The following is a 20,780-nucleotide window of genomic DNA, read 5'->3' as shown; positions in this document are numbered from 1 at the left end:
CTGGGGACAGCTCCGGTAGTACGTCACGCGGGGCCGTACGCCGGTCGGCGCACGACCCCACGTGGTCGATCGGGTGGCGGTTATGCCGGCTGGTCCGGCAGGGTCAGCCGATCTTGGCGAGGACGTCGCGCGCGGAGAGGATGAGGTATTCCTCGCCGCCGTGCTTGACCTCGGTGCCGCCGTACTTGCTGTAGATGACCTTGTCGCCGACGCTCACGTCGAGCGGGACACGGTTGCCGTTGTCGTCAATGCGACCCGGGCCGATCGCCACGACCTCGCCCTCCTGGGGCTTCTCCTTGGCGGTGTCCGGGATGACCAGGCCGGAGGCCGTGGTCTGCTCGGCGTCGAGCGGCTTGACGACGATGCGGTCCTCGAGGGGCTGGATGCTGACCGACACGATGTCGACCTCCACTTTCGGGTTCTGGGTGCTTATCGGTGTTTCACGTCAGTTGGCACACCCACTCGGAGAGTGCCAACGTCGAAACTAGCACTCGACCTCACGGAGTGCCAACGGCCCCTCTGACTTGTCTCTGCGAGGATCGCCCGGTGGACCTCGACGCCTTCGCCTGGCTGCTGACCGACGAGGGCCAGCAGGTGCTGGCGTCGGCCGTCGCGCTGGGCCCCGCCGTCGACGACGACCCCCTCGCGGCCCACGAGTCGCTGCGGCGCACCGCGCCCGGGGTGCCGTCGGTGCGGCTCGCCGTCGCCCTCTCCCAGGCCACCTTGAGGCGGGCGGCGGTCGCGAAGTTCGGCGACCTGGCCCCTCGGATGTACTTCACCTCCGAGGGGCTCGAGCAGGCCACGCGGCTGTCGGTCGCGACCCACCGAGCAGCACGGGTCCGCGCCTTCGACGCCAGGTCCGTCATCGACCTCGGCTGCGGCATCGGCGGCGACCTGGTCGCCCTCGCGGCCGCCGGCCTGACCACCGCCGGCGTCGACCTCGACCCGGAGCGGGTCGCGGTCGCCTCGGCCAACCTCGACGCCCTGGGGCTCGGCGGCGCGGTCCAGGTGGCCGACGCGACCAGGCTCGACCTCGCGGGCTTCGACGTGGCGTTCGCCGACCCGGCGCGGCGTACGGCGCGGGGCCGGACCTTCTCGACCGACCACTGGTCGCCGCCCTGGTCCTTCATCGAGTCGCTGCTCACCCGGGACTCCTGCGTCAAGGCCGCGCCCGGCATCCCGCACGCACTGGTGCCCGACGACGTCGAGGCGGAGTGGGTCAGCGACCGTGGCGAGGTCAAGGAAGCCGCGCTGTGGTCCGGCCGGCTGGCGACCTGCGCCCGCCGGGCGACCGTCATCGGCGACGGCGGCCTGGCCACGCTGACCGACGAGGACGACCCGGGCGCCCCGGTCGTGGAGGTCGGCCGGTTCCTCTACGAGCCCGACGGCGCGGTGATCCGGGCCGGCCTGGTCACCGCGGTCGCCGCGGGGGTCGACGGTGGTCTCGTGGACGAGCACCTGGCCTACGTGACCTCGGACGCGTCGTTCCGCACGCCGTTCGCCCGCGGTTACGAGGTGCTCGAGGAGCTGCCCTACCGCGAGAAGGCCCTGCGCGCCGCCCTCCGCGAGCGCAACGTGGGGCGGCTGACCATCAAGAAGCGCGGGGTCTCCGTGGTCCCCGACGACCTGCGCAAGCGGCTGGCCCTCGCCGGTGACGAGGAGGCCACGATCGTGCTCACCCGGGTGGCCGGCGAGGGCACCTGCCTGCTGGTGCGGCCGTTCTGAGCCCGCAGGTGGTCGTCCAGAAAACCGCTTGAAGTCAACCGCACTTGAAGTCCTACGGTCGGTAGCGACATCACGGATCGACATCACGGACTGACGCGGAGGACCGTCTGCATGAGCATCGACAGCACCCAGAGCACCGAGACCGTTGAGAACTTCTCCATCCTCCCCGGCGACGAGGACTACGACGCGGCCAGGACCACGATCATGGGCACGGCCCGACCCTCCGTCGTCCTGCGCCCGAGCACGGCCGCGGACGTGGCCGCGTCGCTGCGCCACGCCCGCGATGAGGGGCTCCCGGTCGCCGTCCGCAGCGGGGGCCACAGCGCCTTGAGCTTCGGCAACATCGACGACGGCGCCGTGATCGACGTGTCCCGGCTCGACGGGGTCGAGGTGCTGGGTGACGGCCGCGTGCGCATCGGCGCCGGGGCGACCTGGGGCCGTGCCGCGCAGGCGCTGGCCGAGCACGGACTGGCGATCACTTCCGGCGACACGACCTCGGTCGGCGTGGGCGGGCTGACCCAGGCCGGCGGCATCGGCTGGATGGTCCGCAAGCACGGCCTGACCATCGACAGCCTGCTCGGCGCCGAGGTCGTCACCGCTTCTGGCGACCTCGTGACAGCCTCCGCCACGGAGAACGCCGACCTGTTCTGGGCCATTCGCGGAGGCGCCGGCAACTTCGGCGTGGTCACGGCGTTCGAGTTCCAGGCACAGCCGGTGTCGACGGTGCAGTTCGGCACGATCGCGTTCGCGCTGGACGACGTGGCCCAACTGGTGAAGGGCTGGGCGGCCGCCATGCGCGGTGCCCCGGACGAGCTGAGCACGACCCTCGTCCTGATGCCCGGGTTCGGCGACTTCCCCGCCGGCGCCATCGTCTACGTGTGCCTGGTCGGCGACGACACGGCGGCCCTCGAACCGCTGCGAACGATCGGCACCGTGGTCGCCGAGGACATCAGCGAGCGTCCGTACGCCGAGATCCTCGAGGAGGCGCACCCGCCGGAGGGGGTGCTACCGGTGATCGGCAACACGCTCGTGACGTCCGTCGAGGAACCGCTCATCGACTCGATCGCCGCGGCCTACGCCGCCGGCGGACGCGTGGTCTTCGTGCGCAGTCTCGGCGGCGCCTTCGGCCGGGTCGACCCGGGAGAGACCGCCTTCGCCCACCGCGACGCCGAGGCGCTGGTCGTGTCCGCGGCGTTCCTCCCGGTGGACGCGACGGAGCAGCAGATCGCCGAGGCCCGCGCGGTGTGGCGCACGATCGGTGAGCAGGGCATCGGGTCCTACGCCGGTTTCCTCGGCTCCGACACCGCCGACGACATCGCCGCGCTCTGGCCGGCCGACACCCTCGAGCGGCTGCGTCAGGTCAAGCGGACCTGGGACCCGGATAACGTGTTCCGCCGGAACTTCAACGTCGTGCCCTGAGCCCCGCTGGCGCCCTGTCGGCGTCGAGACACACATTTTGGCTCTCTCCGGAGCCTCCGGACAGCCATTCCGTGTGTCTCGACGGGCGCCGGCGGCCCAGCAGCCCTCAGAACACGACGACCGAGCGCAGCACGTTGCCTCCGTGCATCCGGTCGAAGGCCGCCTCGACGTCGTCCAGCGCGATCTCCTCGGTGACGAACGCGTCGAGGTCGAGGCGGCCCTGCAGGTAGAGGTCGACGAGCATCGGGAAGTCGCGCGAGGGCAGGCAGTCGCCGTACCAGCTGGACTTCAGGGAGCCACCGCGGCCGAACACGTCGATGAGCGGGATGTCCGGCAGCTTCATGTCGGGGGTCGGTACGCCGACCAGGACGACCGTGCCGGCCAGGTCGCGGGCGTAGAACGCCTGCTTCCACGTCTCGGGTCGGCCGACGGCCTCGATGACCAGGTCGGCACCGAACCCGCCGGTGAGCTCCTGGATGGCGGCTACCGGGTCGGTGGCCGAGGAGTCGACGGTGTGCGTCGCCCCCATCCTGGTGGCGGCCGCGAGCTTCTTGGCGTCGATGTCGACCGCGATGATCGGGCTCGCTCCCGCGAGCCTGGCGCCCGCGACCGCGGCCACGCCGACGCCGCCGCAGCCGATGACCGCGACGGACTTCCCGCGGGTCGCCTGGCCGGTGTTGATGGCGGCACCGAGACCGGCCATCACGCCACAGCCGAGCAGCCCGACCGCGGCGGGCCGGGCGGACGGGTCGACCTTGGTGCACTGGCCGGCGGCGACCAGGGTCTTCTCGGCGAACGCGCCGATGCCGAGCGCGGGCGACAGCTCGGTACCCGCGTGCTCGCCCTCGGCCAGCGTCATCCGCTGGGTGGCGTTGTGGGTGGCGAAGCAGTACCACGGCTCGCCGCGGTCACAGGCCCGGCAGCTGCCGCAGACCGCCCGCCAGTTCAGGACGACGAAGTCGCCCGGCGCGACCGTCGTGACGTCGGGCCCCACGGCCTCGACCACGCCCGCGGCCTCGTGGCCGAGCAGGAACGGGAAGTCGTCGTTGATGCCGCCCTCGCGGTAGTGCAGGTCGGTGTGGCAGACGCCGCAGGCCTGCACCTGCACCAGCGCCTCTCCTGGACCGGGGTCGGGCACGTTGATCGTGGTCACCTCGACCGGCTGGCCCTTGGCCAGCGCCACGACCGCCCTCACCTGCTGCATCTGGTCCTCCTGCTCGCCGTCCCGCTCGTGGCTCATCGAATCACGGGCCGGGCCGCCCGACGCGGCAGCGGTGGGTTGTGGCCCCTTCGTCTGCCACGGAACGGGCACTAACCCACCGCCGACGTGCGGCCGGGAAATGCAACCTTCGACCCCGGAGTCGCGTCAACCGCAGGTGCGGACCATCCACGAGACTGAAGCGGCCATGACGGACCGCGACGCCGACTTCACGGCGTACCTCGGGGCGCGACAACCGCGTCTGCTGGGCATCGCCTACCTGCTGACGGGCGACCGGCACCAGGCCGAGGACCTCCTGCAGACGTCGCTGGCCAAGCTCTACCTGTCCTGGGACAACATCCGCGACCGCGGCAACGTGGACGCGTACGTGCGGCGGATCATGGTCAACGAGCAAACCTCGCTCTGGCGGCGCTCTTGGCGCCGCCGCGAGGTGCCGACCGACGAGGTCCCCGATCTCACGCCCGTGCACGACCGACCCGATGAGGGTGTCGGCGCCAGGGTGTGGGAGGTCGTCCAGACCCTGCCGCGCAAGGCCAGGGCCGTGGTGGTCCTGCGCTACTACGAGCAGCTGTCCGAGGCCGAGACCGCCGAGATCCTCGGCATCTCCGTCGGCACCGTGAAGTCGCAGTGCCACCGGGCGCTCGCCACCTTGCGCGAGCGGACACCGGCCGACCTGAACCCCCGGGAGGAGGAGCGATGACCGAGGAGACCTTCACCCGCGAGCTGGAGCGCCGCGCCGAGCACGTCCACGGCGCCCCGCTGACCATCGACGACGTGCGCGGCAGAGCCCGCTCGATCCGACGTCGGCGCCAGGCGCTGCTGACCGGTGCCGCCGCTGCGGTGATCGCGGCGGTCATCGCCGTCCCGATGGCCCTCGGCGGCTCGGACTCGACCAGGCCGGACCCGGCGCCGTCCCCGACCCCGACCCCGAGCCCGGCCCCGACGCCGACCCCGGCACCGACCCCGGTCGGTCCGCGGACGCCCGGCAGCTCGGTGCTGCACGACGGCGTCCTCACCCACCCGGACGGCAGGACGACGCCGCTCGACGTGGACACCACCGACCTCCAGCAGTACGGCGTGCTCACCGACGGCCGCGTCGTCGTCCCCGTCCCGGGTATCCGGCTCGTCCGCGTCTACGGACCCGACGGCCAGCTGGACGCCGAGTACGACGTCGACCTCAACGTGATCACCATGAGTGCCGACGACACGTTGGTCGCGTGGATCGACCCTGACTTCCGGGTCGTCGTCCTCGAGAGCGGCAAGGCCGAGCCCACGACGTTCGAGTGGGGGATCCCGATGCCCGGCGAGTCCTACGGCAGCATCGACGCCGTCCACGGGTCCGACTGCACGAACGGCGGCTGCACGGTGCTGGTCGGCGACTTCGTGACCACGACCCACGTGCTCAGCCAGGTCTCCGAGCCGGCCGTGGAGCTCGAGACCGGCGAGCCGCTGCGGGTCGCCGCGGTCAGGGCGGACGGAAAGCAGTGGGCCGTCGCGTTCCCGCCCGGCGCCACCGAGCAGTTCGGCTGCTCGGGTGTCTACGACCCGGTCGCCGGGAACGTCGTCGCGCAGAACTGCGACACCACGCTGTGGTCCTACTCCCCCGACGGCGCGCACCTGACCGGCGCCCGCGGCGACAACGCGATGTGGGGATCGGTCGAGGTCCTCGACCAGGACCTCGACGTGGTCCTGTCCTACGAGCCCGAAGACGGCCAGGTGATCCGGAACTGGGGCTGGGCGGACGCCGAGCACCTGCTGGTCGTCGTCGTCGGACTGGACGGGGAGAGCCCGGACTGGTCCGTGCTCAGGGTGCCGATCGACGGCGGTGAGCCCGAGGTGGTGGAGGGACCGCTGCCGGGGCCGAACGCCGAGAGCGGCCCCCTGTTCCTCGTCTCGGACTGAAATCGCGCGACGCCGTCAACCGGACGCGGCCTCGGAACGTCTGACCTGCATGAGGACGCTCGCCGCGCTGCTGCTGCTCGCGTCGCTCGTCGGGTGCGCAAGGGACGTGCCGACAGAGACCCCCTCGCCGGCTCCTCGCCCGGCCACCCGAGCCACAACCTTCGACGATCTACCGACGGGTCCGCCGCCCCGGATCGGGTATGTCCTCGACCACCGTTTCGTCGCACCTGGCGGTCTCAGGCACCCGCTGCCTCGCGCGACCGGGGTGCTGAGCGTGACGCGGCTGGGCGACGGCTTCCTGGTGCAGGACGACCGCAACTTCGAGAGCTACACCGGCATCGCCGTCGTGCGGCACGGCAAGAAGCTCGAGGAGTGGAGCACGAGCGGCACTCCCGCCGTCGGGCTCGGCGGCGCCGTGGCCTGGGGCGAGTCGACCACGTCGGAGGCGTCCGTGCAGCCGCCCCCGAAGATCCGGCTCGAGGTCGACGGCGTCCGCCGGACCCAGGTGATCCGCCGGCACCCGTTGGTCGCCGGCATCGTCGACGGCCAGGTGATCTACACGGCCCGCTACCTGGAGCACCCCAACATGGCGGGACGGATCACGGACCTGGTGTCCGAGCCGCGCGTGCTGGCCGTCAGCCACGTGACCGACGTGGACGAGGTCAACGGCCGCCTGCTCGCCAGCATCGGTGGTGGCCGTCCGATGGTCATGACGCTCGACGGGCTGACACCGATGTGGGACGCGCGCGGACGAGGGTTCGAGCTGCAGCGGTTCAGTCCGTCGGGCGGGCTGGTCCTCGCCCGCGGCCGGCACGACCTGGTGGTGCTCGACAGCGACACCGGCGAGGAACGCGGCCGGATCACACTGCCAGAGGGCGTGTCCGTGGTGCAGACCATGTGGGAGTCGGAACGGACGGTCCTGATGGTCGTCGAGCGAGGCCGGGAGATGGCCGTGATCAGGGCGACGCACAGTGGTCACCTGCTCGAGTTCGCCGTGCCTCCGATGCGCCTGGTCCGTAGCTGGATCGGGCCCGGCATCGTGCTGGTCCAACGGCGGTGACTGATACCTCCTCAGACCAGGACGCTGGTCACCGGCTGGCTGGAGTCGGCGGGCAGGTCGAGCGCGGACGGCGTACGCCCGCGGGCGACCATCTCGGCCCCGAGCGCGGCGACCATGGCGCCGTTGTCGGTGCAGAGCCCGGGTCTGGGCACGCGCACCCGGATGCCGAGTGGCTCGGCCCGGGACTCGGCCATCGCCCGGAGCCGGGAGTTGGCCGCGACCCCGCCCCCGATGAGCAGGTCCTCGATGCCCTGGTCGACCGCGGCGTCGAGCGCCTTGCGCACCAGCACGTCGCAGACCGCCTCCTGGAACGACGCGGCGACGTCGGCCACGGGGACGGGCTCGCCGGAGCGCTCGCGGGCTTCGACCCACCGGGCGACCGCGGTCTTGAGGCCGGAGAACGAGAAGTCGAAGCGGTGCCGCTCCAGGTCGCGCCGCGAGGTGAGTCCGCGCGGGAAGTCGATGGCGACGCTGCTGCCCGAGCGGGCCTCCCGGTCGATGTGCGGGCCGCCTGGGAAGGGCAGCCCGAGCAGCCGGGCGACCTTGTCGAACGCCTCACCGGCGGCGTCGTCGATGGTCGCGCCGAGCGGCGTCACGCCGGTGGTGACGTCCTCGACCCGCAGCAGGCTCGAGTGGCCGCCGCTCACCAGCATCGCCAGCACCGGCTCCGGCAGCGCGCCGTGCTCGAGCTGGTCGACGGCGACGTGTGAGGCCAGGTGGTTGACGCCGTAGATCGGCTTGCCGAGCCCGATCGCCAGCGCCTTGGCCGCGGCGACTCCCACGAGCAGGGCACCCGCCAGGCCCGGTCCGCTGGTCACGGCGATGGCGTCGACGTCGTAGAGCTCGATGCCGGCGGTCTCGCAGGCCCGCTCGATGGTCGGGACCATCGCCTCGAGGTGCGCCCGGCTGGCGACCTCGGGCACCACGCCGCCGAAGCGGGCGTGCTCGTCGACGCTGCTGGCGACCGCGTCGGCCAGCAGCGTGTGACCGCGGACGATGCCGACGCCGGTCTCGTCGCAGGAGGTCTCGATGCCGAGCACCAGGGGCTCGTCGCGGGTCACGACGTCGATCCTCCCCCGCAGCCGCGGCCGAGCGAGCGGCGCATCACGACGGCGGTCGCGCCGTCACGGTAGTAGCGCGGCCGCCGGTCGACCTCCACGAACCCCCGGGCGGCGTAGAACGCCAGTGCGCCGGCGTTGTCGGCGCGCACCTCGAGCAGCATCCGGTCGGCTTCGCCACCCGACGCGGCGAGCGCGACGGCCGCCTCGAGGAGGTCGGAGCCGACGCCGGTGCGCCGCGCAGCGGGCGTCACCGCGATCCGCTGGAGCTCGGCGATGTCGCCGGCGAGGCTGGTGACCGCGTGGCCGACGACCGCACCGTCGGCCTCGGCCACCAGGTAGTGGACGGTCGGCAGGCTGCCGGCCAGCCCCTCGGAGAGCAGGCCCACCGACCAGGCATCGGCGCCGAGGTTCTCGTCCTCGAGGACCGCGACCGCCACCAGGTCGTCGGACGTCGCCGGGCGCACGGTGACGCTGGGCCGGGTCACGAGACCGGCTTCGGAGCGTGCGGGGCCGCGGCGTCGGGGCGGCGGAGGTAGAGCGGCTCCGGGTCGAGCAGCTCGGCGCGCTCCTCGGCGATCGTGTGGGCCAGCCAGCCGGCGCTGGGCCGGCTGGGCGCGAGGGCCTCGGGGAAGGCCTCGGGATAGAGGCGGGAGCCCTCCCCCACCACCGGCAGTCCCGCCGCCAGGCCCGCGGCCAGCACCGCCGGCTTGTCGACCACCGGGCCGTCGAGACGGGCGCCGCCGCCGTCGTACGTCGCCAGGTAGACCTCCTTGCGCCGGGCGTCCGTCGCGACCGCGAAGTCGCCGTCGACCGCGCCCGTCTCGACCGCCTCGACGGCGAGGACGTCGAGCGTGCAGACGCCGTAGACGGGGATCTCGAGCACGAAGCCGAGGGTCCGGGCAGTGACCAGCCCGACCCGCAGCCCGGTGAACGGCCCCGGGCCGACCCCTACGCCGATCGCGGTGAGGTCCTGGCGGACGATGCCGGCGCGCTCGAGCACGCCCGCGATGAGCGGGGCCAGCTGCTCGCCGTGCTTCATCGGGGCATCGGAGCTGAGCTCGGCGACCACGTCGGCGCCGTCGTGCAGCGCGACGGTGACCAGCGGCGTGGCGGTGTCGAAGGCGAGGAGCATCAGATCGCCCGCCAGTGGGTCATGAGCCGTCCGTCGTCGTGGATGAGGTGGAAGGCGATCGTGGGTGCCCCGGCCTCCCACACCGCTGGCATCGGCTCGGCGTCCAGCGTCACGGTGGAGGCGACGCCTCCGCCGATCAGCAGCGGCCGCCCCGCGAACGTGGTCGCGCCCTGGGTGTGCGCGTGGCCGACGAGCGTCGCCGCGTGGTGGGGGTGGCGCCCGAGCACCTCCGCGAGCCGGACCGGCTCGCGCAGCCGGATCGGGTCCATCAGGCTCACGCCGATGTCGACGGGCGGGTGGTGGAGGCACACGTACGCCGGCCGGTCGTCCTCGGCGAGGCGCTCGTCCAGCCAGTGGAGCGTGGCGTCGGTCAGCTCGCCGTGGTCGATCCGCTCCCCCGGAGGCGCGGTGACGAGCGAGTCGAGCATCAGAAATCGTGCCCCCGGCAGGTCGAGCACCTGGTCGAGCGGGCCGTCCGCCTCGCGGCCGAGCAGCCCGCGCGCGAACTCGTCGCGCACGTCGTGGTTGCCGGTGCCGACCAGCAGCAGGCCGGGCCACCGGGACAGGACGGCGCGTGCCTCGGCGTACTCCTCGGGCGTGCCGTGGTCGGCGACGTCCCCGGTCACCAGCAGCAGGTCGGGGGCGGGGTCGAGCGACAGCAGGTGGTCGAGCGCCCGGTCCGCGCGGGCCCGGGCAGCGACGGGTCCCCCGAAGTGCAGGTCGGTCAGGTGGGCTACGAGATGCATCACCGGACCGGTTCCCATCGCGGGCCGACACCGGTCACCGTGACCGTCCGGGACTCGTCGTCGCCAGCGTCGTCGACATCGTCGCCGCGCGAGATCCGGACCTCGAGCCGCGACTCGGCCAGGCCCTCGGCGATGCCCTCGCCCCACTCGACCACGGTGACTGCCTCGTCCAGCGACGCGTCGAGGTCGAGGTCGTCGAGCTCCTCGAGGCCGCCGAGCCGGTAGGCGTCGACGTGCACCAGCGCCGGCCCGCCGACCTCGGAGGGGTGCACCCGGGCGATGACGAAGGTCGGCGAGGTGACCGGCCCCCGGACGCCCAGGCCCTCGCCCAGGCCCTGGGTGAACGTCGTCTTGCCCGCCCCGAGCTCGCCGACGAGCAGCACCAGGTCGCCGGCACGCAGTCGGCCGGCCAGCTCGGCGCCGAGGGCCCGCATGGCCTCGGCGTCGGGCGCTACACCCGCCAGCGACCGCCGCAGCTCGACGTACGGCGAGTGCCGGACCACCGGCGCGAAGCCCTGCCGCTCCCAGAACCGGATCGTCTCGGGCAGCTCCTCGCGGGCGACGACCGCGGCGTCGGCGGCACCGCGCTCCCGCGCGACCTGCAGGGCGGTGTCGACCAGCACACGGGCGACGCCGCGGCCCTGGGCGGTGGGCACGACGCCGAACCGGCGCAGGAACATCGTGTCGCCGACCGGGTCGAAGACCAGCGCGCCGACCGGCCGCCCGTCGAGCGAGGCGAGCAGCCCGCCGTGGTGTGCCAGCCGCACCCGCACCGACTCGACGGTCTCGGCCGATGCGTCCGCCGGCGGGTCGAGGACGGGGCGGGCGCCGAACGCCTCCCGGACCACGGCGAGCACGTCCTCGGCGCCCTCGGCACCCACCGGGACGACCGTCGCGGCGAGCACCGTCACCGGGCGCCGACCCGCTCGGCGGCGGCCGAGATCAGCTGGTCGAGCGCGGCGTTGACCTGGTCGTGGCGCTCGAGGATCGCCATGTGCCCGGCGCCCTCGCACTCCAGGAGGATCGAGCCCGCGATCCGGTCGTGGAGCTTGCGGCTGTGGCCGATCGAGGTGACCCGGTCGGCGGTCCCGCAGATCACGGTCGTCGGCACCCGCGACAACACCTCGACGGCGTGGAACTTGTCGAGCGACCGGAAGTGCGGGAAGAAGTCGGCCACCACCTCGAACGGCGTGGCCGACAGCATCTCGTCCACGAAGTCGACGTACGCCGAGGGCACCTCGTCGCCGAAGGCGAACATGTCGGTCACGACCTGCGCCACGGCCCGGCCGGCGCGCCGGAGCCCGTCGACGGTGCGGTGCCGGCGGGCCAGGGTGCGGACCGCGCGGGTGGTCACCCCGCCGGTGAGCTTGGCGGGCACCATCGGCAGCAGGATCCGGCTGGGGTCCAGCCCGCCCGCGGTCGTCGAGATCAGGCCGACGCCGACCACGCGGTCGCCGAACAGCTCCGGGTGCTGCTCGGCGAGGGCGACGATCGTCATGCCGCCCATGGAGTGCCCGATGAGCACCATGGGCCCCTCGGGGACGACGGCGTCGAGGACCGCCTTGAGGTCCGTGCCGAGCTGGTCGATGGTCGAGTTGTGCCCACTGGAGCGTCCGGACCGGCCGTGCGAGCGCTGGTCGTAGAGCACGGTGCGCACCAGGCCGCGGTAGGCCGCGCGCTGGAAGTGCCAGCAGTCCAGGTTGAGGGCGAAGCCGTGCACGAACACCACGGTGAGCGGCGGCGTCTCCGGCGCCCGGCGCCGACCGCGCCGACCCGGGGTCGCCGACGGGTCCGGAGTGTCGAGCTCGTCGACCTCGACGTGCAGCGGGACCCCGTCGGAGGCGATGACGTTGGTGGGGGTCGACCGCAGGCTCCCGAACGGGGTGTCGTCGACACCCCGCCGCCCGATCTCGCGGCGGCGGCGGACGATGTCGGCCGCGGCCCCCGCCGCGGCGACACCGGCGGCGCCCGCGGCGATCCCGGCGACGGTTCGTCCGGCCCGGCTCATCGGTCGTTCCCCTCTGCTGCTTGTGGTGTTGAGTCGACGTGGCGGCGGGTCATCCGGCCGCCGATCCTGGTGACGATCTCGTAGCTGATCGTGCCGCAGGCCTCCGCCCAGTCCTGCGCGGTGGGCTCGCCGTGGACGCCCGGCCCGAACAGCACTGCATCGTCCCCCGCCGCAGCCGCGGCGCCGTCCAGGTCGACGACCAGCTGGTCCATGCAGATCCGGCCCCGCACGGGGCGCCGCGCGCCCGCCACCCAGACCTCGGCCCGGTTGCCCGCGACGCGCGGGACGCCGTCGGCGTACCCCACGGGCACCAGGCCCAGCGTCGTCGCCTCCTCGGCGGTCCACGTCCGGCCGTAGGAGACCGCGGCCCCCGCCTCGACGTGCTTGACCATCGCCAGGGACGCACGGGCGGTCATCGCGGGCACCAGGCCCAGGTCGGGGGTGTGGCCGGGAGCGGGGTCGAGGCCGTAGGCCGCGATGCCGACCCGCACCAGGTCGAGCCGCGAGCTCGGCCGCAGGATCGCGGCCGCGGAGTTGGCGAGGTGGCGGACCTCGGGGCGCAGCCCGGCCCGCTCGGCCTCGCGGAGTGCGTCAGCGAAGGCGGCCTCCTGCGCGGCGTTCGCCGGGTCGTCGGGCTCGTCGGAGCTCGAGAAGTGCGACCAGACGCCGGTCACCCTGACCCGGCCGTCGCGCTCCAGTCCCCCGGCGGCGGCGAACAGCGCCGGCCACGCGCCGCCCGGCGCGCCGCCCCGGCTGAGGCCGGTGTCGACCTTGACCTGGACCCGCGCGGTGCGGCCGCCCGTGGCGGCGACCACCTCCGCGAGCTCGGCCTCGGAATAGACGGTGACGTCGATGTCCTGGGCGACCGCGGCGGCGTAGTCCTCGCCCGGCACGGTCAGCCAGCACAGGACCCGGCCGGTGTCGCCCGCGGCCCGCAGCGCCAGCGCCTCGTCGACCGTGGCGACGCCCAGCCACTCGGCGCCGGCATCGCGGGCCGCGCGCGCCGACTCGGCCATGCCGTGGCCGTAGCCGTCCGCCTTGACCACGACCATCATCGCGACGCCCGGCCCCACGAGCTCTCGGAGCGTGCGCACGTTGTGCCGGATCGCCGCCACGTCGACGACGAGCTCTGCGCGCGCGTGGGTGGTCATCGCGTCGCAGTCTTCCACTCAGCGCGCGGCGAGGGCGGCGCGGACCGCCACGGGAATGGCCTTCGCCACGTCGCCCGCGACCAGCGGGCCCTCGCTCGCCGCGATGCTCGCCGCGGCGCCGTGCAGCCACGCACCGACCGAGGCGGCGTCGTACGGCGCCAGGCCGGCCGCCAGCAGGGCGCCGACCAGTCCGCCCAGGACGTCGCCCGCCCCGGCCGTGGCCAGCCAGGGGGTGCCGGTGGGGTTGGCGCGGACCCGCCCGTCCGGCGCCGCCACCAGGGTCCGGCGGCCCTTGAGCAGCACCACCGCGGCGTACCGTTCCGCGGCCTGCCGCACGAACGCGAGCGGCTGCGCCTCGACCTGCTCGCGCTGGGTGCCGAGCATCGCGGCGAGCTCGCCCGCGTGCGGGGTGAGGACCGCGTGGATCCCGTGCAGCGAGGGCAGGTGGCCGAGGGCGTCCGCGTCGACGACGAGTGGAACCCGGTCGTCGAGCGCCTCGTCGAGGGTGGCCTTCGCGCCCTCACCGCTGCCCGACCCCACGACCCACGCCTGCACCCGGCCCGCGCCGACCACCTCTGGGTGCGCCTCCCGGACCATCGCGGCCACGGCGTCGTCGCCGACGTAGCGCACCATCCCGACGAGCCCGCTGGCCGCACCGGCGACGGAGAGCAGGCCGGCGCCGGGATACTGCTCCGAGCCGGCCCGGACACCGACGACGCCGCGGGTGTACTTGTGCGCGTCCCCAGCCGGCCTCGGCAGCAGGGCCGCGACGTCCTGCGCCTGGAGCGACTCCACAGCTGCGTCCGGCAGCTCGAGGCCGATGTCGACGAGGTGCACGGCACCACAGGCTGCGGCCGCCGGGTCTACGAGGTGGCAGACCTTGTGGGTCCCGAAGGTGACGGTCAGGTCCGCGACGACGTGGTCGCCGCCCCGCGACTGTGGAGTCCCTCCGGTGTCGACGTCCACGCCGCTCGGGGTGTCGACCGCGACGACCGGTACGCCGTGCAGCAGCCGCAGCATCCTGGTCGCCGCGGGCTGCAGACCTGGCCGGCCGCCGATGCCGACGATCCCGTCGACCACGACTTCGGGTCGCTTGGTCGGCAGGTCCACGACCCGCCCGCCGGCCGCCCGCAGCGCGAGCAGCCCTTGCTCGTGGGCTCGCTCGGACAGCAGGACGGCCTCGACCCCGCAGCCGCGCCGGGCCAGCAGCGCGCCGGCGTACAACGCGTCGCCGCCGTTGTCGCCGCCGCCGACGAGCAGCAGCACCCGCCGCCCGTACGCCGACCCGAGCAGGTCGATGACGGCGTAGGCGAGCCCCGCGGCTGCACGCTGCATCAGCGTGCCCTCAGGCAGGCGGCTCATCAGCTCGGCCTCCGCGGCCCGAACCTGCTCCACAGTGTGCGCGTGCCTCACGGTGGTCACGCTAGCCGTGCGGAACGCTGGGCCGACTAGAAAGGCACCTCGGTCGTCAACAGTCCCCTCCCAGCTCCGCGGCCGGACACGAGCCGGCAGAACTCGACCGCATCCAGCTCGAGGACCTCGGCTCCTGCCGCGGGGCCGTTCGCGAACGACCCTCCCGCCGGCCCGGTGAGCGAAAGTCGGAACGGCCGGCCGTGCCGCCGGGCCCACTCGGCCACGACATCCGCCACGATTCGCCCGTCGTGCGCAGCGGTGAGCGTCAGATCGCTCCCGACGGCGCGGCTCAGGTCGATCCGGTGCATCCACGCGTCGCGGGTCAGGATCACATCGACGAGGTAGCCGAGCCGCCAGGTTTCGGTGGCCGAACCGACTTCCACCGGGAAGGTCACGAACCGGCGCATCGGGGCCGGAATGCGGCGCCGTCCCGCGGCCGCCCGTGCTGCGATGTCCGTGCACTCGGCCACCAGTTCGGCGGTACTCGCCCCCGCGAGCATCTCTATCTGCAGGGCGGTCATCACGTCGGTCTCGTTGCCGCCGGTCGCCTTGACCCGCTTCTTGATCTCGGCCTGCTGGCGCAACAGCTCCCGCAGTGAGGCCGCAGCGCGCATCGCGCCGACCATGTGTCCGACCAGGTGGCGCACGGTCCAGCCCTCGCAGTCGGTGGGGCGCGCCCAGTCCCCGGGGCCGAGCCGAGCGACGTCGGCGGCGAACTGGCGATACGCGTCGAGCGCGAGGCCGTGGGCCTCGCGGTGGCTGATCGGTGGTACGGAGGCCGTCGAAGTAGCGGTCATGGTCATCGTTTCCTCCCGGGTGTGGCGGTGTCGGCAGGGATGCCGACGTGGTCGCAGAACAGGTCGACGGCTTCGTCCACGAGGCGAGCCCAACGGTCACCGCCGGGCTCGTTGGCCAGCTGCTGGGCGGTGAGGCCGGCGATGATGCCCGTCCACAGGTCCACGTGGCGCTGCTCGGTCACCCCGGCGGCTTCCAGTTGCTGGGTGACCTCGTCGATCCGTTGGACGGCGAGCGCGTAGGACTCTGGCGAGGGGACAAAACCCGGGATCGTGCGTTGGAACATCAGCTGGTAGCGGACCGGGTCCTCGACGCAGAAGTCGAAGAACGCCCGAACCCCCGTCCGGAAGTCGGCGCGGGTGATGTTCTCGGTGGGTAGGAACGCGAGCGCCTCTGCCATCTGCCGTTGGCCATCGGCGAACATCGCGTCGTAGATCGCGTCCTTGGCGGGGAAGTAGGAGTAGAGGCTGGGCGCCCGCATGCCGACCCGGCGGGCCAGCTCGCGCAGTGAAAGCTGGGTGAGGCCCTGCTCGCGGCAGAGCGTCCAGGCCGCGTCGAGGATCGCGCGTCGGGTGTCCGCCCGACGCTGCTCGTTCGGCCGACCCGCCACCGGCACCCCCTTCGGGCATTGCTCTAACAGTGTTCGAAGTTTCGAACACTGTTAGAGCAATGTCAAGAGCTCCGGCGCCTCACGCGAGACGCTGACCTGGCGGGGCCATTTGGGGCCGGGTCAGCGTCGAGGGTCAGCCCTCTAGGACCACCATGGCGGAGGCGATGCCGGCGTCGTGGGACAGCGAGAGGTGGCACGAGGTGACCCCGAGCTCCGAGGCCCGGGCCTGGACCGTGCCCCGGATGGTCATCAGTGGGCGGCCGGAGGCCTCGGACACGACCTCCGCGTCGTGCCAGTGCATGTCGCCAGGGGCGCCGAGCGCCTTGGCCATCGCCTCCTTGGCCGCGAACCGGGCCGCCAGCGAGGCCATGCCGAGGTCGATCTCGCCGGGGGTGAACAGCCGCTCGCGGAGCTCGGGCGTCCGCTCGAGCGCCTCGGCGAAGCGGGAGATGTCGACGACGTCGATCCCTACTCCGACGATCACTCGACGGTCACCGACTTGGCCAGGTTGCGCGGCTGGTCGACGTCGTGACCCATGAGCGTGGCCAGCTCGCAAGCGAAGAGCTGGAGCGGGACGACGGCCACCAGCGGCTGCAGCAGTACGGGCACGGCGGGCAGGCGGATGAGCACGTCGGCGTAGGGCGTGATCCGGTCGTCGCCCTCCTCGGCTAGGCAGATGGTGCGCGCCCCCCGGGCCCGGACCTCCTGGATGCCGCTGAGCATCTTGTCGTGGAGCTGGTCCCGGCCGCGGGGAGGTACGACGCACAGGACCGGCAGACCGTCCTCGACCAGCGCGATCGGACCGTGCTTGAGCTCGCCGGCCGCGAAGCCCTCGGCGTGCAGGTAGGCGAGCTCTTTGAGCTTGAGCGCGCCCTCGAGGGCGACCGGGTAGCCGGCGTGGCGCCCGAGGAACAGCACCGAGGTCGCCCCGACCAGCGACCGGGCGAGCGCGAGGATCCCCTCGTCCGCCTCGAGGACCTTCTCGATCTGCGCCGGGATCGCCTCCAGGTCGCGCAGCACGGAGGTGATCTCGTCGCCGTAGCGGGTGCCCTTGACCTGGGCGAGGTAGAGCGCGAGCAGGTAGCACGCGACCAGCTGGGTCAGGAAGCCCTTGGTGGACGCGACCCCGATCTCCGGCCCGGCGTGGGTGTAGATGACCGCGTCGGACTCCCGCGGGATCGTCGAGCCGTTGGTGTTGCAGATCGCGAGCACCTTCGACCGCTGGGTCCGGGCGTGCCGGATCGCCTGGAGGGTGTCGGCGGTCTCGCCGGACTGCGAGATCGCCACGACCAGCGTCGAGTAGTCGAGGATCGGGTCGCGGTAGCGGAACTCCGAGGCCAGCTCGACCTCGACCGGGATCCGGCACCAGTGCTCGATCGCGTACTTCGCCACCATCCCCGCGTAGAACGAGGTCCCGCAGGCGATGATGATGATCTTGTCGATGTCGCGGAGCTCCTGGTCCGAGAGGCGCATCTCGTCGAGGTGCAGCAGGCCCGCGGCGGTACGCCGTCCCAGCAGCGAGTCCGCCACGGCCCGCGGCTGCTCGTAGATCTCCTTGCGCATGAACCAGTCGTGGCCCTCCTTCTCGGCCGCCGACAGGTCCCAGTCGACGTGGTAGCGCCGGCCCTCCTGCGGGTTGCCGTGGAAGTCGGTGACCTCGACCGAGTCGGCGGTGATCGTGACCACCTGGTCCTGGCCGAGCTCGAGGGCCTCGCGGGTGTGCTCGATGAACGCCGCCACGTCGGAGCCGAGGAAGTTCTCGCCATCACCGATCCCGACGACCAGCGGCGAGTTGCGCCGGGCGGCCACGACCCGGGTCGGGTCGAGGGCGTCCACGGCGACCAGGGTGAACGCACCGTCGAGCTGGGTGCAGACCCGCTGCATCGCCTCGGTCAGGTCCACGTCCGAGGCGAGCTGCAGCTCCAGCAGCTGAGCGGCGACCTCGGTGTCGGTCTCCGAGATCAGCCCGAGCTCCTCGGAGTCGGCCTCGATCCGGGCGCGCAGCTCGGCGAAGTTCTCGATGATCCCGTTGTGCACCAGCGCCACCCGGCGCCCGAAGCCCAGGTGCGGGTGCGCGTTGACGTCGTTGGGCGCGCCGTGCGTGGCCCAGCGGGTGTGGCCGATGCCGGTCGTGGCGGCGGGCAGCGGGGCGTCGGCGATCGCCTTCTCGAGGTTGGCGAGCTTGCCCGCCTTCTTGGCCCACACGATCGCGTCGTCGACGACCAGGGCGATCCCGGCGGAGTCGTAACCGCGGTATTCCAGCCGCCTCAGACCGTCGATCACGACGTCCTGCGCCTGCCGCCCTCCGACGTACCCGACGATCCCGCACACGAGAGGCCACTCTACGACTGGTTGAATCACCGGCATGCCCAACGGCGAGGCACCCCTCGACGCACGCGAGTCCTCGCCCTACATCGAGCTCGACCGCGAGGCCTGGGCCCAGCTCGGGCAGCAGGCCTACAGCCCCCTCAGCGCCGACGAGATCGCCAACCTGCGGGGTCTCGGCGACGCCCTGGACCTGCGCGAGGTCGAGGAGGTCTACCTCCCGATCAGCCGGCTGCTGAGCCTCTACGTCGAGGCCGCGGGCCGGCTCCACCGCGAGCAGGAGGCGTTCCTGCACCAGCCCACACCGCCGCGCACGCCGTTCGTCATCGGCCTCGCGGGGTCGGTCGCGGTGGGCAAGTCGACCACCGCCCGCGTGCTGCAGCAGATGCTCGCGCACTGGCCCGAGCACCCCAACGTCGCGCTGGTGACGACCGACGGGTTCCTCTACCCCAACGCGGAGCTCGAGCGCCGCGGCCTGCTGCAGCGCAAGGGGTTCCCGGAGTCCTACGACCGCCGGGCGCTGCTGCGGTTCGTGGTGGACATCAAGTCCGGCAAGGACGAGGTCGAGGCGCCGACGTACTCCCACCTGGTCTATGACGTCGTCCCCGACGAGACCGTCGTCATCAAGCGGCCCGACATCGTGATCATCGAGGGCCTCAACGTGCTCCAGCCCGCCCGGGTGCGCGACGACGGCCGCGCGGGGCTGACGCTGAGCGACTTCTTCGACTTCTCCGTCTACGTCGACGCGGGGCGCGACAAGATCCGGGCGTGGTACGTCGAGCGCTTCCTGCGGCTGCGGGAGACGGCGTTCCGCGACCCGCACTCCTACTTCTCCCAGTACGCCGCACTGTCCCACGACGAGGCGGTCGCCGAGGCCGGCCGGATCTGGGACACGATCAACGGCCCCAACTTGGTCGAGAACATCCTGCCGACCCGCAGCCGCGCGACGCTGGTGCTGCGCAAGGACCGCGACCACTCGGTCCGCTACGTCCGGCTGCGCAAGATCTAGCCCCCGCGCGGCAAGCGGAGCGAGCGCAGCGAGCGAGCCGCGCGAGGGCGGCGGTGGTCGAGGAGGCGCGCCAGCGCCGTCCCGAGACCTGGTGAGCCGAGGCTGGAGCTGAACCCAGGCAGATCAGTCCCAGCCTCTTCTAGCGAGGACTACAGCGCCTTCTCCACCTCGAGGCACCGCTCCACGAACCGGAACCCGAGCCGGTCGTTGATCGCGTTCATGTGCGCGTTGACGTCCGCGTTGCCGGTGATGATCCACTGCAGCTCCGGGAAGCGCTCGGCCAGCGCCCGCTGGTTGGCGACCTTGACGGCCAGGCCGAGACGGTGGCCGCGGTGGGCCGGGACCACGAGCGTGCCGCCCTGGAAGCCGCGGTGCGGCACGGTCTCGTTGACGAACGCCTCGGTCATCGCGGCCACCGCGCCGTCACCGGTCAGCGCGAAGGTCGTGAAGTCGCGGCGGCCCGCCTTGGCCGCCCGCTGCTCCAGGGCGCGCAGCCGCTCGGGGGTCCAGTTCTCGTCCTCCATGTCCGAGTCCCCCGACGGCGCCTCGGAGATGAACATGTTGTTGATCATGTTGTGCCCGGCTACGAGCTCGTCGGGGATGGGCGCCGAGACCGTGCGGAGCTCGTAGTCCTGGTGGTGGGGCGCCGCCTCCGCGGCCAGGCCGTCCCAGCGGTCCCGGGTGGCGGGGATGTCGACGACCTTCATGCCGTTCTCGATGACCACCCCGAACCCGTGCCTGGTCGCGAACTCCAGGCCCGGGCTGGTGCCGTCGACGGGGGCAAACACCTCGGCGCCCAGGGTGCGCCGGCCGCGCTCGGCCGCCCACGCCTCGAAGGTCTCCAGGAGCCGGGTTCCGATGCCGCGACGCCGGTGTGCCGGGTGGACCGCGATCCCGACGTAGCCCCGATGGGTGTTGTCGTGGAGCGAGCCGCTGCCCCCGAGCGTCCCGACGAGGACGTCGCCGTGCCAGGCGGCGACGTAGAGGCGCTCCCAGTCGGGCATGTCCATCGGGATGTAGGTCCGGGCTGCCTGCCAGGCCAGGAACGTGTTGTAGGGGCGGTCCGCGATCGCGTCGCGTTCGAGCTCCCAGAACGTCCGAACCTGGGCCTCGTCGTGTCTGTCGAGCTCGCGGATCTCGATGCTCACGGCGGTGAACCTAACCCGAGCGACCCTCGATCCGCCCCCCCTATTGCAGGTCGGCCT

21 protein-coding genes are annotated in these 20,780 nt (G+C 72.8%); 6 read left to right on the top strand and 15 right to left on the bottom strand.

Annotation, left to right across the window (positions count from 1 at the left end; all coding sequences use genetic code 11):
- Positions 1 to 103: 103 nt before the first annotated feature.
- The gene (groES, locus tag ACYVC6_RS07695) at positions 104 to 397 is read right to left on the bottom strand and encodes a co-chaperone GroES (protein WP_460713326.1); all 294 of its coding nucleotides are present in this window, start codon (positions 395 to 397) and stop codon (positions 104 to 106) included.
- A 149-nt stretch (positions 398 to 546) separates the two neighbouring features.
- Here groES and ACYVC6_RS07690 point away from each other — a divergent pair, with 149 nt between their 5' ends.
- Positions 547 to 1,725: a class I SAM-dependent methyltransferase gene (locus ACYVC6_RS07690; RefSeq protein WP_460712596.1), complete on the top strand. Its 1,179-nt coding sequence runs from the start codon at positions 547 to 549 to the stop codon at positions 1,723 to 1,725.
- 111 nt (positions 1,726 to 1,836) lie between these two features.
- Positions 1,837 to 3,144 carry an FAD-binding oxidoreductase gene (locus ACYVC6_RS07685; protein WP_460712594.1) on the top strand — a complete coding sequence of 436 codons (1,308 nt, stop codon included), beginning with the start codon at positions 1,837 to 1,839 and terminating at the stop codon, positions 3,142 to 3,144.
- A gap of 106 nt (positions 3,145 to 3,250) precedes the next feature.
- Here ACYVC6_RS07685 and ACYVC6_RS07680 read toward each other — a convergent pair whose 3' ends face one another.
- Positions 3,251 to 4,348, bottom strand: coding sequence for an S-(hydroxymethyl)mycothiol dehydrogenase (locus ACYVC6_RS07680; RefSeq protein WP_460713324.1), 1,098 nt, complete (start codon positions 4,346 to 4,348; stop codon positions 3,251 to 3,253).
- A gap of 202 nt (positions 4,349 to 4,550) precedes the next feature.
- On the opposite strand from ACYVC6_RS07680, the gene ACYVC6_RS07675 reads away from it, so the two are divergent.
- The 3 genes from ACYVC6_RS07675 to ACYVC6_RS07665 all read left to right on the top strand — a co-directional run bounded on the left by ACYVC6_RS07675 (position 4,551) and on the right by ACYVC6_RS07665 (position 7,325).
- Positions 4,551 to 5,063 (top strand): SigE family RNA polymerase sigma factor, encoded by a 513-nt coding sequence (locus tag ACYVC6_RS07675; RefSeq protein ID WP_460712593.1) that lies wholly within the window; start codon positions 4,551 to 4,553, stop codon positions 5,061 to 5,063.
- Positions 5,060 to 6,265 carry a hypothetical protein gene (locus ACYVC6_RS07670; RefSeq protein ID WP_460712591.1) on the top strand — a complete coding sequence of 402 codons (1,206 nt, stop codon included), beginning with the start codon at positions 5,060 to 5,062 and terminating at the stop codon, positions 6,263 to 6,265. The genes ACYVC6_RS07675 and ACYVC6_RS07670 overlap by 4 nt, the downstream gene beginning before the upstream one ends.
- Positions 6,266 to 6,539: 274 nt before the next feature.
- Positions 6,540 to 7,325: a hypothetical protein gene (locus ACYVC6_RS07665; protein ID WP_460712589.1), complete on the top strand. Its 786-nt coding sequence runs from the start codon at positions 6,540 to 6,542 to the stop codon at positions 7,323 to 7,325.
- Positions 7,326 to 7,336: 11 nt separating this feature from the next.
- Here ACYVC6_RS07665 and tsaD read toward each other — a convergent pair whose 3' ends face one another.
- From tsaD to glmS, 12 genes are all read right to left on the bottom strand, one after another.
- On the bottom strand, positions 7,337 to 8,386 hold the full coding sequence (gene tsaD / locus ACYVC6_RS07660) for a tRNA (adenosine(37)-N6)-threonylcarbamoyltransferase complex transferase subunit TsaD (protein ID WP_460712587.1): 1,050 nt from the start codon (positions 8,384 to 8,386) through the stop codon (positions 7,337 to 7,339).
- A complete protein-coding gene (gene rimI, locus ACYVC6_RS07655) occupies positions 8,383 to 8,871 on the bottom strand; it encodes a ribosomal protein S18-alanine N-acetyltransferase (RefSeq protein WP_460712585.1) in 489 nt (162 codons plus the stop codon). Before rimI ends, tsaD begins: the two co-directional genes overlap by 4 nt.
- Positions 8,868 to 9,518: a tRNA (adenosine(37)-N6)-threonylcarbamoyltransferase complex dimerization subunit type 1 TsaB gene (gene tsaB / locus ACYVC6_RS07650; protein WP_460712583.1), complete on the bottom strand. Its 651-nt coding sequence runs from the start codon at positions 9,516 to 9,518 to the stop codon at positions 8,868 to 8,870. The genes rimI and tsaB overlap by 4 nt, the downstream gene beginning before the upstream one ends.
- Positions 9,518 to 10,264 carry a metallophosphoesterase gene (locus tag ACYVC6_RS07645; RefSeq protein WP_460713323.1) on the bottom strand — a complete coding sequence of 249 codons (747 nt, stop codon included), beginning with the start codon at positions 10,262 to 10,264 and terminating at the stop codon, positions 9,518 to 9,520. The genes tsaB and ACYVC6_RS07645 overlap by 1 nt, the downstream gene beginning before the upstream one ends.
- Entirely contained in the window at positions 10,264 to 11,175 is a 912-nt protein-coding gene (tsaE, locus tag ACYVC6_RS07640; protein WP_460712581.1) for a tRNA (adenosine(37)-N6)-threonylcarbamoyltransferase complex ATPase subunit type 1 TsaE, read from the bottom strand. The genes ACYVC6_RS07645 and tsaE overlap by 1 nt, the downstream gene beginning before the upstream one ends.
- Positions 11,172 to 12,272 carry an alpha/beta fold hydrolase gene (locus tag ACYVC6_RS07635; protein ID WP_460712579.1) on the bottom strand — a complete coding sequence of 367 codons (1,101 nt, stop codon included), beginning with the start codon at positions 12,270 to 12,272 and terminating at the stop codon, positions 11,172 to 11,174. The genes tsaE and ACYVC6_RS07635 overlap by 4 nt, the downstream gene beginning before the upstream one ends.
- Entirely contained in the window at positions 12,269 to 13,423 is a 1,155-nt protein-coding gene (gene alr, locus ACYVC6_RS07630) for an alanine racemase (protein WP_460712577.1), read from the bottom strand. Before alr ends, ACYVC6_RS07635 begins: the two co-directional genes overlap by 4 nt.
- A gap of 18 nt (positions 13,424 to 13,441) precedes the next feature.
- The gene (locus ACYVC6_RS07625; RefSeq protein WP_460712575.1) at positions 13,442 to 14,836 is read right to left on the bottom strand and encodes an NAD(P)H-hydrate dehydratase; all 1,395 of its coding nucleotides are present in this window, start codon (positions 14,834 to 14,836) and stop codon (positions 13,442 to 13,444) included.
- Positions 14,837 to 14,871: 35 nt separating this feature from the next.
- Complete coding sequence (locus ACYVC6_RS07620; protein WP_460712573.1) at positions 14,872 to 15,639, bottom strand: maleylpyruvate isomerase family mycothiol-dependent enzyme; 768 nt, start codon at positions 15,637 to 15,639, stop codon at positions 14,872 to 14,874.
- Positions 15,636 to 16,241 (bottom strand): TetR/AcrR family transcriptional regulator, encoded by a 606-nt coding sequence (locus ACYVC6_RS07615; RefSeq protein WP_460712571.1) that lies wholly within the window; start codon positions 16,239 to 16,241, stop codon positions 15,636 to 15,638. The genes ACYVC6_RS07620 and ACYVC6_RS07615 overlap by 4 nt, the downstream gene beginning before the upstream one ends.
- Before the next feature lie 133 nt (positions 16,242 to 16,374).
- Positions 16,375 to 16,725, bottom strand: coding sequence for a holo-ACP synthase (locus tag ACYVC6_RS07610; RefSeq protein ID WP_460712569.1), 351 nt, complete (start codon positions 16,723 to 16,725; stop codon positions 16,375 to 16,377).
- Entirely contained in the window at positions 16,722 to 18,572 is a 1,851-nt protein-coding gene (gene glmS, locus ACYVC6_RS07605; protein ID WP_460712568.1) for a glutamine--fructose-6-phosphate transaminase (isomerizing), read from the bottom strand. Before glmS ends, ACYVC6_RS07610 begins: the two co-directional genes overlap by 4 nt.
- A 34-nt stretch (positions 18,573 to 18,606) precedes the next feature.
- Here glmS and coaA point away from each other — a divergent pair, with 34 nt between their 5' ends.
- A complete protein-coding gene (gene coaA / locus ACYVC6_RS07600) occupies positions 18,607 to 19,575 on the top strand; it encodes a type I pantothenate kinase (protein WP_460712566.1) in 969 nt (322 codons plus the stop codon).
- 149 nt (positions 19,576 to 19,724) lie between these two features.
- On the opposite strand, the gene ACYVC6_RS07595 is transcribed toward coaA, so the two are convergent.
- Complete coding sequence (locus tag ACYVC6_RS07595; protein WP_460712564.1) at positions 19,725 to 20,723, bottom strand: GNAT family N-acetyltransferase; 999 nt, start codon at positions 20,721 to 20,723, stop codon at positions 19,725 to 19,727.
- Positions 20,724 to 20,780: the final 57 nt, after the last annotated feature.

The sequence above is a fragment of the Nocardioides dilutus genome, from assembly GCF_054779555.1.
Note: the sequence above shows the minus strand (reverse complement) of the source record. Positions and strands in the feature narration are given on the sequence as shown.